Consider the following 14839-nt stretch of genomic DNA (forward strand, 5'->3'; position numbering starts at 1 on the left):
CCCACTGGAATCCCATTGCGGCGACACGAACCCCTCCCACCCTCCTCGTACGCGATCGGTTGAACTGCTCCCCCTGAGACCAGCGTTTTTGCGGATGGATCGGAACCGACGGTTCTACGAACGAGGATCGTTATTCTCAGAGAGGGAACCGAGATCGGTGCAACGAACCCTGCTGGAGGCGTACTCCGTCGACAAGGCCTCGCTATCGTAGTTACTGAGAGCTCGCGACGAGAGCGAACGCTGTAGTGGCTGCGCTATCGAACGAGTACATGGCAACGCAAAGCGGTCGAGGGTGGACCAGTGAATCGGTGGGGTTGGCGTTCAGCCGCCTTGCGTTGGGGATCATCTTCGTCGTGTCCGGCGTCGGCAAAGTGTTTGCTACCGGACCGAAAGCGTCGAGTATTACAGGATTTGCCGACACGCTCGCCCAGCTCGGAATGCCGTTTCCCACCCTGGCCGCGTGGGGTGTCGGCCTCCTCGAACTGGTCGGCGGGATACTCCTTCTGGTCGGCTTGCTCACTCGCACCGTCGCGGCCTTGCTTGCCGTCGACATGGCTGTGGCGACGGTGCTGGTCCACCTCCCGAACGGCTTCGTGGTATCGGACGGCGGGTACGAGTACACGTTCGTCCTCACGCTCAGTGCCCTCAGTCTCGCGCTCAGTGGGCCCGGCGTGGTGTCGCTCAAGCGAGCGCTCGGACGGATAGGTTCATAATCGAGTGTGGGTCAGCGGGGTTCGGCCGATACCCATTTCACCCAGCGTCCATCACGTCGACGTACAACCCATGAATATCTCTGGCGCGTATCTCGTGACCCAAGCGAGCCACTCGCGTGACCGGTCGACCGAGCGGATCGTGGCGGCCGCCATCGAAGGCGGGGTGACGACCGTCCAACTGCGCGAAAAGCACATGACCGCTCGCGAGCGCTACTCGGTCGGGAAGGCCCTCCGCGAGCGGACGCGAGCCGCCGGGGTCACCTTCATCGTGAACGACCGAGCCGACCTCGCGGTCGCCATCGATGCCGATGGGGTTCACCTCGGCGACGACGACCTGCCCATCGCCGCCGTCCGCGAGGTGCTCGGTCCGGACGGCTACATCGGTCGCTCCGTCTCCACGGTCGCGGCTGCGACGGCCGCCGAGCGCGCCGGAGCGGACTACTTGGGTGTCGGTGCGGTCTTCGCTACCGCCTCGAAGGACGTACCGGCCGCGGACGCCGAGATCGGACTCGAAACCGTCGCCGACATCGCCGACGCCGTCGACATCCCGACCGTCGGGATCGGTGGCGTGACGCCCGAGAACGCTGGCGAGGTCGTCGCCGCCGGCGCGGACGGCGTCGCCGTCATCTCCGCCATCACCGCTGCCGAGGACCCCGCGGCCGCGACGCGACGGCTCACTGCGAGCGTCGAGGAGGCGGCTCGATGAACGCGCTCGACGAACACGACCTCGCCGACGCACTGACTGCGGTCGCCGACACCGAACCGCTCGTCAACGCGCTCACCAACGACGTGACGGTCAACGACGTGGCGAACATCGCCCTCCACTGGGGTGGGTTGCCCGTGATGTCCGACGACGAGCGCGAGGTCGGCGAGATGGTCGCGAGCGCGGACGCGTGCCTCCTCAACATGGGGACGGTGAGCGAGCGGGGCGAGAGCGCGATGATGGCCGCCGGCAACGCTGCGAACGACGCAGGCGTTCCCCTCGTCGTGGACCCGGTCGGGGTCGGGTCGACGTCGACACGGAACCGCGTCGCCGAGCGCTTGACCGGCGAGATCGACGTGAGCATCGTCAGCGGCAACTACGGTGAAGTGTCGGCGCTCGCCGGGGCTGACGCGACCGTTCGTGGCGTCGAATCCGTCGGTGAGTACGGGGAGATCGCCGAGACGGCCATTACCTGCGCCCGCGAGACCGAGAGCATCGTCGTCGCCTCCGGCGAGGTCGACATCGTCGCGACCGAAGCGATGGCGTTCGAGGTACACAGCGGCGACGGGATGCTCGGACGGGTCGTCGGGACCGGCTGTATGCTCGGGATGACGCTCGCGGTGTTCGCGGCCGCGATGGACGACGAGCGTGCGGCGCTCTTGGGCACGCTCGCGTTCGGACTGGCTGGCGAGGCCGCTGCCGACGGTGCGTTCGGGGAGTACGCCGGCCCTGCAAGCTACCGGACGTGTTTCCTCGATGCCGTCGCCGGTCTCCGTGACGTCTCGCTCGCCACGCCGGCCGACCGGATCGAGTCGGTCGTTCGGGACACCCGGTAGTCGAAGAGGAGGCCAGCGGGAACGGCCGTCCCGGCTCCGAGCGCCGAGGTGGCCGGTGAGAGCGGTTGATTCGGCTCGATCCGCTCGCCTCCAAGGTGGTCGTCCTTGTATCTCCAAAGGTGTAGGAGCAACCAGAGCTCGGCGGCGCTGAACCCGAACTCGAAAACGACCCTGCTTCGTCGGGAATCAACGATCTCCTCAGAAGACGTGGTCCCATGTGGCCCGGTGGTCGTGCCTACACCGTGGTGGCTTCAGTGGGGTCGTCCGTCGCTATCGTCGTGTTCGCCTCGCTCGTCCCGCCTGTTGGTCGTATCGAGGACTCGCTCGGTTCGGGGTGCGTCGTTTCGGTACCAGTGGTTGCCATCGACGAAGCGGTGATGCGGGTCCGCTGTCTCGCCTCGGAAAGCCAGGCTGGCGCTTCGAGCGACTCGTTGCCGGTACTCTCAAGCGTAGCGTGAGATCGTATTTCCTCGCCCGTCCCGGTCGGATTCTGACGAACAGACAGCAGGTCGCGGGTAATGCCTTGTTCATCGATCGCGAGCCGATAGTTCGAATCGAGGCTCGACGCCGAGAAGCTCCCCGAGACGAGATACCGGGGCGAACCGTTCGTTTCTCGGGTGACGACCGAGGCGTTGCCTTGCTCGGCGTCCGAGAGATACGCCGCGAGCTCGGTCGGCCCGAGCGCACCGCCGGCCGTGAGTCCACCGCTCGGACTCCGGGAGTAGATGGTGGTTCCGTTCTCATAGATTCGGCGAACGTACGTTCCCTGCTCGCCCGTCCATCCATCGAGTCGGGTGACGTTTCGGTCTCCGGAGACCGACCCCGAGTAATTCGCCGAGAGCGCGACCACCTCGTCCGAGCTACCCGCCCGAATGGTCTCGCGGAGCGAGAACAACACGGTACCGTTCGCGGCGGTGACGGTGGTGTTCGTGCGCGTCACCGTCGAGTGATCCTCCAGAAACGCGGCTTGGGCGTTCGTGAGTTCGTTCGCGCTGGTGACACCCGCGCTGGTGAGGCCGGGCGCGAGTTGCTCTGCGGGACTCGCTGTCGGTTGGTCGGTGGGCACGGCGGCGGCCGTCACCGTCGAACCGCTGGTGGTGCTGTTCTGCTGCTCGGTACCGAGTATACCGTTACAGCCAGCGAACGCAAGCAAGACGGCGAGCGCGAGCACACCGGCGACTCGTCGCCAGCGTCGCGAGGTGTCCGAGGTGGTGTTCCGAAAGCGAGGTCCGGTCATCGGTCTATCTACCGTATCGCTTCACTGGAACCGGACATAAATCCCGACCGGCAGCTATCGAGAGGAATGACTTATCACTGTTCCATCTCGATACCCAGGTATGGCCAACTGGACGTACGGAGCCCCTGGCGTCGGGGTCTACATGGTCGTGTGGGGGCTGGCGCTCCTCGCGTGGATCCTGTTCGCCGGCTCGCTCGTCGAGGCCGTCGTGGTCGGCGTGCTCGGGTTCGTCTTCTGCTGGTACGGCGTCGGGATAGTTCGGACGGGGTCACTGGCACTCAGGTAGTGCTTCTGGGAACGATCCGTGGTGCTCCGAACGAGAACTCTCGACACCGGATGACCAGCTGGCGGGACGATCGGTTCCCGTGCCCAGGGTGCGAAGGTGGTGAGGTTAGCTACCGACACCGCGCTCGGGACGCGGGTGGATCGTCTTCGAGAGCCACCCGCCGAGGAGGCCGCCGACCGCCCCAACACCCAACGAGAACGCTATCAGCGCGACCACCGCTAACAGGAGAAACGCGACCTCCGGGAGCGGGTTCGACCAGACCACTATCGGTCCGTCGGGAAACCCGAGCAGCCACCCGATGGCCCATACGCCTGCTGGAACCCCACCGACGAGACCGGCGAGAACCCCGGCGTTGGCCGCCCGTCTCGAAGCGTTCGCCGCGAGGTAGCCCGCGAGCATCGCGCCGAACAGGATCCCAGTGGCCGGTTGGTCGAGGTTCGAGCCCGTCCACGTCGAGAGCGCGACCGTGAGCGGGATCGAGATGAGTCCACCGACGAGGCCATATTTCCACCCGCTATCGAACCGGCGGCGAGGATTCAGATCGGGCATTGCTATCTTCCTCGTACGTCGTCCGAGGATAAAACCCTATCTCGGTTTCGTGGGGTCTGTAGCGGAGGCAACGCCTCGAACGCAGGCCGTGTGGATTCCTGTAGGGTGGGAGGACAACTAACGGCAATGGCGACCCTTCTCGGGCAATCCCCGACCGGGCGGCTCTACTTGAGGACGAACCGTCTCGCTGGCGTGGGAATCCCCTGAGAGGAAGACGATCGATCACGTGAAACAGGACGATGAGACCGTCCGTATCCTACCGAGTTCTACTCAAGCCGGTTCGAACCGAGCGAAGCCGTTTCTCCCGTCGTCTGCGACGAATTATCCGCCATTGAGTAGCAAATAGTGACATACCACCCGCTGAGAACGTTGTTCAGCCGATGAGACGTTCTCACGCCGTGAACTGCGTTCAGACGGTTACTATAGATTGTCATAGCGCGATACTGAGAACGACTGTGCGGACGATCCAAACGTGCAGTCGAAAAGGACCACAATGGCAGGCAATGCGAAGGCAATCGACGGAGGCGGCGACGAGACCGTCACCGGACCGGCGACCGAAACACAACGGAGAAGCATCATCGTCCGTTCAGTGGCCCGTCGCAGAGACTATTTTCTGCGTTGTCGACGACCGTGAGTTCGTGCGTTTTCATGCTGCCCAGAGCATCGTGTTCGCGGGAGTACTCGTCACACAGGTGGTATAGATGATTGATTTCGTGTATTCGCTGGTCATCGCTGATCTGGTATTGCCAACGGACCCCGGAAAGCAACTGCTGCTTACGGTTGCGTTGTTGGTCAGCCTCGGTGCGTTCGGCTACGGACTCATGGAATTGCGGATGGTTTACCGGATGTACACCACACGGACGAATACAGTTGCCTCCGCTGCCAATCACCCAGGTGTGGTTGAGCTCAAGGGTACCGTCCGTATAGAGAGTGACTCGTTACGCGCGCCGTTCACAGACACTGAGTGCGTCGTGTACAAGTACGAAATCGAAGAGCTCCGTCGTGACGACGGTGGCTCGAATTGGGAGACGATCGATGCGGGGGATGAACGCGTCCCGTTCCGCATCGAAGACGATACGGGAAGTGTGCTCGTCGAACCTGATGGTGCACGCCTTCGACTCGATGCGCAGCGAGTATTTCGTAACCGTCCTGGCGAGGAACCATCCTCGACCATCACTCAAGGCCTCTCTGCCCTCTCCAGTATAGAGATCGGGGGGTTCTCGATCAAAGCGAGTAACGACCGACGGTATACGGAATACCGGTTGGATCCAGGCGAATCCGTCTACGTTCTCGGTCCAGCACGTTCCGACCCCACCGTGAGTGATTCGGCAGGCGAGATAAACGCGGTCATCGGTCGGACAAGTAGACAAGGGCTCATCGAACGAGCTACGAACCGAGTGCTGGGGCGATCGCCGTTTCTCCTTGCCGACGGTACCGAACAGGCGGCGCTCTCTCGTGTGGTAAGACGATCACTTTTCGGATTGACGTCCGGCACGATCATACTCGCTACAGTACTCATTGTATTCAGCATATAGAAATACATAGTTCGAAGTCGAGAGCAAGCATGAAGACGACCCCCTTCGAGGCGTTCTTCAGCTTGGACTGGAAGCTGCCGTGGAGGTCGTCGAGTCGCGACCGGTACTCGTCGGCGTTGGTTGAGAACGCGTCCCCGTTACCACCACCGATCTCCGTGAATCCCTGCTCGATGGTGCCGACGGCCGTCTTGGCACGGAGTGGGTCGAGCCAGAAGTGCGGGTCCATCCCGCTAGGGAGGTCGTGTTCATGGTCGTGATGATCGCCCCCACTCTCGTTTTCGTGATGGGCACCCTCGCCCTCGTGGTCGTGCTGCTCGTCCGCACCGCCGCTTTCGTTTTCGTGGGGCTCGTGCTGGTCGGATTCGTTCCCAGCACTCTCGTTTTCGTCGTGTTCACCTTCGTGATGCTCATGCTCGCCTTCGCTCTCGTTCTCGTAGTGGCCTTCTTCCTCGTCGTCGTGGTGGTGATGATCCCCGCCGGCTTCGAGCAGCTCAACGTTCGAGCCCACTGTGACGACCGTCACGTCCGCGTTGTCTCCCTGAAGACTTGATACGAGGTCGTCCGCCCATGGTTGGAACCCCTCCATCCCACGGACGAACAGGTCGGAATCGAGTACTGTGCCCTGTATCTGTGGTCCAGGCTCCCAGCCGTGGCCGTGCTGGCCGACCGGAACGAGCGTGTTCGCCGTCGCGGCGTCGCCGGCGACCTGCGAGGTGAAGTCGCCGAAGACGAAGAACGACGCCTGTGCCGTCTTCTGCTCGCCGGACGTGTTCGACGTCCCGGAACTGGTGTTCGATCCGTTGCCACCGCCGACGGATTCGCTCCCGTTGTCGGTCCCGCTCCCACCGAGACAGCCAGCGACGCTACCGATACCCGCCGCTCCAGCACCGACCAGAACTCGCCGCCGTGTGTAGCCCTTCATCACTCTTGTTAATCTACTCTCTTGTTATAATAATCATTGCGAGCTGGGGTGTTCTCGTTAACAACTGATTGTGAGAGAAGCGGGTAGCGATCCGTCGCTGACCTCGGCCCGATCGGTAACCGAGACCGTTTGATCGGACACCAGGGTCACGAGCCGAACGCTCCCCAGGGAGCACGAACGACACGAGGACGAGAAGCTAGCGAGTGTCGTGACCGCTCCGTGCGATCACGGACTCCCCCGCGTTGAACAGCGGTTGGGTCAGCGTGATGGTCACTCGATTCACGTCATCGAGATCACAGAGCGGATACACCAGTTCACGGATCCGGCTCGCAGCACCGCGACAGAACAGCGTTTCGAGACGCCACTCTCTCTCTCTCTCTCTCTCTATCTCTCGTGAACGTGATTCGTCGTCGCGGCCACGTTTTGAAACTTCGGGCGCGACACTCAGAGAGCGACGAAGACCACCGACATGGTTGCAATACTGTTTGCCAGAAGGTGGGCGACGGTACTGCTGACCGTTCCATACCGTGCTCGCAACCCACACAGAACGAACGCAAGGACGACCAGTGACATCAGCCGGAGAACCGAAGCACCGGCGTCCACAACGAGGTGCTTTCCGACGAACGCGACTGCCGTGAGTACACCACCGACGTAGGTGCCGTACGAATCCATGAGGGCCGTCTGGATGACGCCTCTCCACGCGAGTTCTTCGGTGATCGGGACGACGATCCCGTTGGCTAGAAGGAGCACGGCAGCTATCCAGAGCGTCCCACCGATGCTCTCTGCAAGGGCAGTGCTGGCAGCCGCCGATTGGGCTGTACCGACGAACTGTGTGTAGCCGATGGATGCCGCCCCGACGACGATGTAGTAGATGACAACGCCTACGAAGGCGAACCCGACTGCTCGAAGCGAAAGATCGTAATCCCAGTCCGAAGGAGCGATCCCCCGTCGCATTCCCCATCGTGCGATCGCGTATGCGAGCAGTGGAAACCCGACGGCGAGGAGGATCACGTCCGCACCACGAGCACTCCCAACGACATCGGTGAGTACCCACACGCCACCCCAGCGCAAGCCGACTTCGACGATGACCCACGTCAGGATGGCAGCGGCCGCAAATCGAGCGATTGAGCCTCCCTCCAGGGACCGATCGGAGACCCGAGATTCGTTCTTCGACATCTATCCGTTCCAGGAGATGTTCCGAACACACTGAGTTGGGGTTTCAGCGGTCCGCGGTACGTCTTCGGTGCCGAGATGCGCGAAGACCGTCCCGAATCGAGGCCAAGCGCTATCACACCGACACCGGGGACGGTTGGCATGATCGCTGTTTCGTATATCCCTCGATGAGAGGGGGAGGAGGGACGCTGGAGCGTCGGAGCGTACAGCGAGGGCCATTCCATTTGGAGTTGGGCTCAGCAAACTGAGCCACGTCGTGTCGGGTGCGTGCCGTCGCCGTTCCGGACTGAGATGCATATCTCGGCATTGATTCGTCGTCGGTTAAGCTCTCGGAGAACATCTCTTCTATACAGAATCCGTCATTTCTCGTGAAGGGAGTAGTTGACGACGTGCCCCGTCTCGTCGAGCACTACCGAGAGCGTTTCACTCGCCACGGAGACATCGATCTCGAGACATGCCGAACGCTCCTCGACGAGCCTATATCGCTCCTTCTCTTGGATGAACGGGAGATCCCAGAGATAGTACTCGTGGAGGTCGTGTCCATGTCTCTGATACAGTGCTACGACGCGCGAGTCCACCAAGAGGGCGTATCCAGCGGGACAGACCAACCGTGCACCACAGGTTTCACACTGGGCACGAAAGACGGGTGTTTCTACCGATTCGGTTATCACCGCCGACTCGATGGCGTGGTAGCATTCCGGACAGTAGCCATTGAGCGTTCGCTCCATCCCCTGTCGTGCCAACAACTCCGCTACGTCGACGATCTCAGGAAGCGTTGCAGTAGCGGCGGCGGTCGGTGGGACCTGCCAGCGAAACAGGAGATGGTCGTTGGCGCAGGAGACCGTGCAGATCCCGTTCTCGTACGTCGCGATGGCCGGATCGTCGCAAACGAAACAGTCGCTATCCAGTTCTACCGCCTCCCTCGAGATCGCGTGCGTGTACGTGCCCATGAGAATGGCCACGACGATTTTGGCTCCGGCAAAGGTGAGTCGATATCCATCACTAGCCTTCTCGACGAAGTTCCCACGAAGCCGTTCCAAGTGGTACCGGAATCATCCGGAGTCGTCGACGCCAACCCGCCTGCGGAGATCTGCGAATCCGATGGATCGCTCGTCCGCAGCTTCACGGTGATAGTTCCCCAACGCCCGGAGAATGTCGATCCGGAGTGGGTCGCTGAGTGCCCCGAACGCGTCTGCAGGGTCCGTGTTCGGTTCTTCGGTGGGAGAGCGCTCTGTGTCGACCATGATCGTGGTGAGAAACGGATCGGTAAAACTACCGACGAGGATTGGCCGGGCTCTTATTACGGTGAGTCATCCGCGCGACCCGATGCGGAACAGGGAAGCTCCATCGGACCACGGCGAAACGGATGTCACCCGTTATGAACTCGTAGCGGCTATCTCGGCCTATGCGTGAACTCGTCTTCGCCCTCGAATACGAACCGGACCGCAATCGGGTAGCCGATGCGCTCGCTGACCATCCGGAGGCCGCGATCCGCTCGCTCTCGTTGCACGTCACTCGGGACCGACTCTGGCGCGTCGACCATGCGACGGGAACATCCGATGCCCTCGCTGCCATCGAAGACGCGTTTCTCGAGGGCGACTACTACGCCGACTGTCTCGCCACCGACGACTGTAACGCAACGCAGACTACACAGGTCCTCGACCGGACCGCCGAAACGCTCGTTCTCTATTCGTACTGGGAACGGACCCCGCTCTGTGCGTCGATCCCCCACATCGCACGTGACCACCTCGGCGACGGGTTGCTGTTCGATACGCGCCACGAGGGCCGCCACTACACCTGGCGGATCATCCACTCCGGCGAAGGGAGCGTGAGCGGATTCTTCGACGAACTCGAAACAGTAGTCGGTGATTGCGCCCGGATGGAGATGCTTCGAACGGCGGTCGCCTCCCCGTCGGTAGACGATACCGCTACCGGAACCGACGAACTCTCACCCGAACAGCAGGCAGCGGTTCAGGCCGCCGTCGAACACGGCTACTACGAATCCCCGCGGGAGATCGACGTCAGTGGGCTGGCCGAACATCTCCACGTCCCCCGTTCGACGCTCACCTACCGACTCAGACGGGCCGAAGAACACCTCGCGAAGCGCCACGTCGCCCGCGAGCAGCTGCCGGACGAGCCATCGCCAGCGCTCTGACCGCGAATCCCGCTTGGAATATTCCAACGAAGTCTTATCGAACCATCCGACCTATTTCGAGAGGATGACCGACCGCGTGGATTCCGCCGACCAAGCGAGCGACTCCGAGGCAGGATCGGAGCTATCCGCTCGTCTCACCGTTCCGGAGATGGACTGTCCCTCCTGTGCACAGAAGGTCGACAAGAGCCTCCAACGTGTCGACGGTGTCGTCGAAACGGCGCTCCAACCGACGACCGGCACGGCCACCGTAACCTACGACCCCGAACGTACCGCCGAGGCTGAGGTGGTCGCAGCTATCGAAGGAGCGGGCTACGAGGTTACCGGCAGCGGAAATGGTTCTGAGGGAGGTGCGGATAGCGGGATGAGCATCGCCCCGCCGTCTGAGATATGGACGAGTTCTCGCGCGATCAAGACGTGGGTTGGGGCGGGATTCCTCGTGTTCGGGCTTCTCTTCGAATTTATCCTCGCCGGGCAGAACGTGGATATAGCGACCGTTCTCAGCTCACCGTTGGGCCTTTCGGATGGGCTCTTTCTCGTCGCGATCGCTGTCAGCGGCTCTCCAGTCGTTCGTAGTGGGTACTACTCGGCGCGAAACCTGAGTCTCGATATCGACTTGCTGATGGGGACGGCGATCATCGCGGCCACGGGTATCGGCTACTTCGTCGAGGCGGCGACGCTCGCGGTCCTGTTCAGTATCGCGGAGCTCCTCGAGGACTACGCGATGGACAGGGCACGGGACTCGCTTCGTGAACTGATGGAACTCTCGCCGGACGAGGCTACGGTCCGCCGGGACGGCGAGGAGGTGACCGTGCCGACCGAGGACGTGGCGGTGGGGGAGACCGTGATCGTCCGCCCTGGCGAGAAGATCCCGCTCGACGGAACCGTTCTCGACGGCGAGAGCGCCGTCGACGAGTCACCGATCACCGGGGAGAGCGTCCCCGTCGACAAATCCGACGGCGCGGACGTCTACGCTGGAAGCCTTACCGAGGAGGGCTATCTCGAAGTAGAAGTCACCTCGAAAGCGGGCGACTCGACGCTCTCACGCATCATCGAGATGGTACAGGTAGCCCAGGAGAACAAGACCGACCAAGAGCAGTTCGTCGACCGGTTTTCGGGGTACTATACGCCCCTGGTCGTCGTCCTCGCGATCCTCACAGCAGTAGTCCCACCGCTCGCGCTCGGGTGGCCCTGGGAGACGTGGTTCGTCCGTGGGTTGACCCTGCTCGTCATCGCGTGTCCGTGCGCGTTCGTCATCTCGACACCTGTTTCGGTCGTCTCCGGCATCACGAGCGCGGCGAAGAACGGCGTGCTGATCAAGGGCGGGAACCACCTCGAAGCGATGGGCGCGGTCGATGCCGTCGCGCTGGACAAGACGGGCACGCTCACCAAAGGAGAACTCACGGTCACCCAAGTCGTTCCGCTGGGAGACCACACCGAGACGGACGTTCTCAGATACGGGGCAAGTCTGGAACGACGGAGCGAACATCCCATCGCCGAGGCGATCCTCGTCCGGACGGACGAAGCCGGTCTCACTGACCTCCCGACGCCATCGGAGTTCGAGAGCTTGACTGGAAGGGGCATTCGAGCCGAGATCGATGGCGAGACGTATTACGCAGGCAAACCGGCGCTGTTCGAGGAGCTCGGTTTCGACCTCTCCCAGACCCGTGGCGCGACCGACGGGGGTACTATCCCGGATGGCGTCTCCCGAAGTAGTCCGTCAGAGCAGGAAGCGTTCGATACGAACGTGCTCGCCGAACTCCAAGACGAAGGGCGGACGGTGGTTCTCGTTGGCACGGAAACCGAGTTGATCGGGGCGGTCGCGGTCGCCGACGAAGTCCGCCCGACCTCGCAGCGTGCCGTCGAGCAACTACACGAATGTGGCGTCGACCACGTCGTGATGCTCACTGGTGACAACGAGGGAACGGCGCGAGCCATCGCCGAGCAGGTCGGTGTCGACGAGTACCGTGCGGGACTGCTCCCGGACGAGAAGGTGGCTGCTATCGAGGATCTGCAGGCGGTACGTGGCAACGTCGCGATGGTCGGGGATGGCATCAACGACGCACCCGCACTCGTCGCCGCCGACGTCGGGATCGCGATGGGCGCAGCAGGGACGGATACGGCACTCGAAACCGCCGACATCGCCTTGATGGGGGACGACGTTGGGAATCTCCCGTATCTCTACAGGCTCTCACGAACGGCGAACGACGTGGTCCGCCAGAACATCTGGACGAGCCTCGGTGTGAAGGCACTGCTGGCCGTCGGTGTCCCGCTGGGATACGTGAGCGTTGCACTCGCGGTCGTGGTCGGCGATATGGGGATGAGCCTCGGGGTGACGGGCAACGCGATGCGACTCTCACGCCTGAAACCCAGCGACGACCGATAGTCGGGTTCGCTCGGACCGATGTTCCGTGTTGAGGGCGAGGTGATGAAGTATCTGAATGACGAAAACCACCTCCAGAAATGGGTTTTCCTTTCGGCTTTGCCCCTGAAGCACGTTTTCGACGTCTTCTTTCCTCGACACGCGACTGGGTTTGACGCGAACCGAGCGAGCACCCGATCCTTCCCGCTCCAGAGGAAGGTGAAGAGGAACCGTCGTCGACTCGCCCGAATCCCACATACGTCGTGATCAGTGAGCAACCCAGCAAGTGCAGACGTTCCCGCTCCGAACACCAGAGCGCCCGGCAAGAGGGGTTGGTTCGGCTCGATTCACTCGTCATCGGGAAGGTCGGCTGTCGCCTTCCGAAGAAAGAGGGCGAACCCGAGAGCGAACACATAAAGTCCGAACTTGAAAACAGCCTTGATCCGTTGGCGAACCATTGTGCCCTGATAGAAGCCGCGGCCCCATATAATCCGGTGGCTGTGCCTACGTTACGGTCGTTTCGACGAGTCCGTCGATCGTCGTGTTGCCGTTCTCTCCGGTGTCGGTCGCTGTATCCATCGAGGATTCACTCGTTCCGAGGTGTGTGGTGGTGGCAGGGGTGGTCGGCATCGACGAGGGAGGCGTCCCGGTCTGCTGTCGCGCCTCGGAGAGCCACGCCGGCGCTTCCAGTGCAACCGAGTCGGCGCTCTCCAGCGTGACGTGAACACGAATGGAGTTGCCGCCGGTCGGATTCGGCTGCACAGCGACGAGATCACGGGTCACACCTTGTTCGTCGATCGAGAGCCGGTAGTCGGCGGAGAGGTTCGACTTCGAGAGCGCGCCGGCGACCACGTACCGCGGCGAGCCGTTCACCTGCTGGGTCTCGACGGAGATGTTACCCTGCTCGGCATCCGAGAGATACGTCGAGAGCGTCGTCGCCCCGAGCGTTCCATCGGTCGCAACCGAGTCACCAGCGGGTTGAGCGTAGCCGGTGGTGCCGTTCTTGAAGGTCTGGCGAACATAGGTCTCTTCACCAACCGTCCATCCGTCGACGCGCGTGACGTTCGTGCTACCGGAGATCGAGCCCGTGTAGTTCGAACTGAACGCGATTCGGTCGCCGGATCGGGATCTGTGGATGGTCTGGTTCACGGAGAAGACGACAGTGCCGTTCGGCGCGACGACGCTGCTGTTCGCCCGCGTGATCGTCGAGTGATTCTCTAAGTAGGCGGTGTGTGCTCGGAGTAGCGCGCCGGAATCAGTGACGCCCGTGCTCGTGAGGCCGGGCGCGAGTTGCTTGGCCGAGCTCGCTGTAGGCTCGTCCGTGGGCACGTCGAGGGGCGTCACGGTCGAACTGTTCGTGACCGTCTGCTGGTCGCCGCCAGAGGCGACGGTCGAGTTAGCAGTGTTCTGTTGGTTGCTACCGAGAATACCGTTACAGCCAGCGACCGTGAGCATGGTGGCGAGTGCGAGAACGCCGACGATCCGTTTCGTCTGTCGAGAGCGAGTTTCAGTCATCGTAGTGTGTCCGTAGAAGAATGCCTCGGCTTCCCGGATAAATGCCGGTCGGATCGTGCTTGGAGGAATGACTTATCCCGGCGCTGATTCTACGTCGAGGTATGGCCAACTGGACGTACAACTCCCGCTCACACGGATTCTATCTCGTCGTTTGGGGACTGCTCACGCTCGCGTTCGTTCCGTTCGCAGGCTCGATTGCTGGCATGGTTCTGGTCGGTATTCTTGGGCTTGGATTTTGCTGGTACGGGGCGGGGATGGTCCGATCGGGCTCGTGGTCGCTCTCGTAGCGTCTCCGAATCGGCAAAACTTGTATAGGATATGCCACAAACAGTGAGCACATGGATCGAGACGCGCTTGCCGAGCGGGTTCGGGATTCGCTTCCGGATTTCGAGTCGGTGCTGATCGCCGTTCTCTGTCTCGGTGGGTTCGTGATCCTTCTCGATATGGTCGGGATCGACGTGATCGAGAACATCCGCAAGTCACAGGGCGGTGTTGTCTACTTCGTCTATCCGGTGACGATGGCGCTGCTCTCGTATCTCGTCAAGCGCCTACGGGATGTCTTTGACCAGCCTCACACTGCCGACGTTCCAGACCCGCTCGGCGACCGCGAAAGCGAGCGTGAGGGTGAGGACGACGAAGCCGAGGGCGAACCGGCGACCGAGCAACGAACCGTCGAGTTCGCCCGCTCGCGGAACGACTCCCCGGAGTAAGGATTCCTGGCTCGCCGTCCGTCGGGGGCTCGGGAGAGTCCCCGACGAGCTCGGTCGCCGGGAGTGGGCGACCATCTCCATTTCCGCCGTGATCTCGATCGGTGTCGCCGTCGGACTCGTCTTCGGGGCCTAAACTCAGTACCTCA

General features: G+C 62.2%; 15 protein-coding genes and 2 pseudogenes. 9 read left to right on the forward strand and 8 right to left on the reverse strand.

Features of this window, described 5'->3' with window-relative positions; all coding sequences use genetic code 11:
* Positions 1-269: 269 nt before the first annotated feature.
* The 3 genes from GT355_RS07025 to thiM all read left to right on the forward strand — a co-directional run bounded on the left by GT355_RS07025 (position 270) and on the right by thiM (position 2252).
* Positions 270-713, forward strand: coding sequence for a DoxX family protein (locus tag GT355_RS07025; protein ID WP_160133943.1), 444 nt, complete (start codon positions 270-272; stop codon positions 711-713).
* 70 nt (positions 714-783) lie between these two features.
* A complete protein-coding gene (thiE, locus tag GT355_RS07030) occupies positions 784-1419 on the forward strand; it encodes a thiamine phosphate synthase (RefSeq protein ID WP_160133944.1) in 636 nt (211 codons plus the stop codon).
* A complete protein-coding gene (thiM, locus tag GT355_RS07035; protein WP_160133945.1) occupies positions 1416-2252 on the forward strand; it encodes a hydroxyethylthiazole kinase in 837 nt (278 codons plus the stop codon). The genes thiE and thiM overlap by 4 nt, the downstream gene beginning before the upstream one ends.
* 235 nt (positions 2253-2487) lie before the next feature.
* On the opposite strand, the gene GT355_RS07040 is transcribed toward thiM, so the two are convergent.
* A complete protein-coding gene (locus GT355_RS07040) occupies positions 2488-3489 on the reverse strand; it encodes a hypothetical protein (protein WP_160133946.1) in 1002 nt (333 codons plus the stop codon).
* 100 nt (positions 3490-3589) lie between these two features.
* Here GT355_RS07040 and GT355_RS07045 point away from each other — a divergent pair, with 100 nt between their 5' ends.
* Positions 3590-3775 (forward strand): hypothetical protein, encoded by a 186-nt coding sequence (locus GT355_RS07045; protein WP_160133947.1) that lies wholly within the window; start codon positions 3590-3592, stop codon positions 3773-3775.
* A gap of 105 nt (positions 3776-3880) precedes the next feature.
* On the opposite strand, the gene GT355_RS07050 is transcribed toward GT355_RS07045, so the two are convergent.
* Positions 3881-4324, reverse strand: coding sequence for a DUF5518 domain-containing protein (locus GT355_RS07050; protein WP_160133948.1), 444 nt, complete (start codon positions 4322-4324; stop codon positions 3881-3883).
* Positions 4325-5025: 701 nt separating this feature from the next.
* Here GT355_RS07050 and GT355_RS07055 point away from each other — a divergent pair.
* Positions 5026-5859 carry a GIDE domain-containing protein gene (locus GT355_RS07055; protein ID WP_160133949.1) on the forward strand — a complete coding sequence of 278 codons (834 nt, stop codon included), beginning with the start codon at positions 5026-5028 and terminating at the stop codon, positions 5857-5859.
* On the opposite strand, the gene GT355_RS07060 is transcribed toward GT355_RS07055, so the two are convergent.
* The 4 genes and pseudogenes from GT355_RS07060 to GT355_RS07075 form a co-directional block, all read right to left on the reverse strand.
* A complete protein-coding gene (locus GT355_RS07060) occupies positions 5849-6781 on the reverse strand; it encodes a metal ABC transporter substrate-binding protein (protein WP_240145746.1) in 933 nt (310 codons plus the stop codon). The two genes, GT355_RS07055 and GT355_RS07060, sit on opposite strands and share 11 nt — an antisense overlap.
* 444 nt (positions 6782-7225) lie before the next feature.
* Positions 7226-7957, reverse strand: coding sequence for a CPBP family intramembrane glutamic endopeptidase (locus GT355_RS07065; protein ID WP_160133950.1), 732 nt, complete (start codon positions 7955-7957; stop codon positions 7226-7228).
* Between the two features lie 356 nt (positions 7958-8313).
* Positions 8314-8904 (reverse strand): DUF7351 domain-containing protein, encoded by a 591-nt coding sequence (locus GT355_RS07070; RefSeq protein WP_420825961.1) that lies wholly within the window; start codon positions 8902-8904, stop codon positions 8314-8316.
* A gap of 15 nt (positions 8905-8919) precedes the next feature.
* Positions 8920-9198 (reverse strand): annotated as a pseudogene (locus GT355_RS07075) (DUF7347 domain-containing protein); the annotation flags it as partial.
* Positions 9199-9359: 161 nt separating this feature from the next.
* Between GT355_RS07075 and GT355_RS07080 the strand changes: the two are divergent.
* Together GT355_RS07080 and GT355_RS07085 are read left to right on the forward strand one after the other, a co-directional pair.
* Entirely contained in the window at positions 9360-10109 is a 750-nt protein-coding gene (locus GT355_RS07080) for a helix-turn-helix domain-containing protein (RefSeq protein WP_160133953.1), read from the forward strand.
* 64 nt (positions 10110-10173) lie between these two features.
* The gene (locus GT355_RS07085; protein ID WP_192927974.1) at positions 10174-12492 is read left to right on the forward strand and encodes a heavy metal translocating P-type ATPase; all 2319 of its coding nucleotides are present in this window, start codon (positions 10174-10176) and stop codon (positions 12490-12492) included.
* A gap of 170 nt (positions 12493-12662) precedes the next feature.
* Here GT355_RS07085 and GT355_RS18740 read toward each other — a convergent pair.
* Both GT355_RS18740 and GT355_RS07095 read right to left on the reverse strand, forming a co-directional pair.
* Positions 12663-12794: pseudogene (locus tag GT355_RS18740) on the reverse strand (DUF8097 family protein); the annotation flags it as partial.
* Between the two features lie 178 nt (positions 12795-12972).
* Positions 12973-13983 (reverse strand): hypothetical protein, encoded by a 1011-nt coding sequence (locus GT355_RS07095; RefSeq protein ID WP_240145747.1) that lies wholly within the window; start codon positions 13981-13983, stop codon positions 12973-12975.
* A gap of 101 nt (positions 13984-14084) precedes the next feature.
* Here GT355_RS07095 and GT355_RS07100 point away from each other — a divergent pair, with 101 nt between their 5' ends.
* The gene (locus tag GT355_RS07100; protein ID WP_160133954.1) at positions 14085-14270 is read left to right on the forward strand and encodes a hypothetical protein; all 186 of its coding nucleotides are present in this window, start codon (positions 14085-14087) and stop codon (positions 14268-14270) included.
* Positions 14271-14321: 51 nt separating this feature from the next.
* Positions 14322-14693 (forward strand): hypothetical protein, encoded by a 372-nt coding sequence (locus GT355_RS07105; protein WP_160133955.1) that lies wholly within the window; start codon positions 14322-14324, stop codon positions 14691-14693.
* The last annotated feature ends 146 nt before the right edge of the window (positions 14694-14839 follow it).

Source organism: Halococcus salsus, from assembly GCF_009900715.1.
Lineage (GTDB): Archaea > Halobacteriota > Halobacteria > Halobacteriales > Halococcaceae > Halococcus > Halococcus salsus.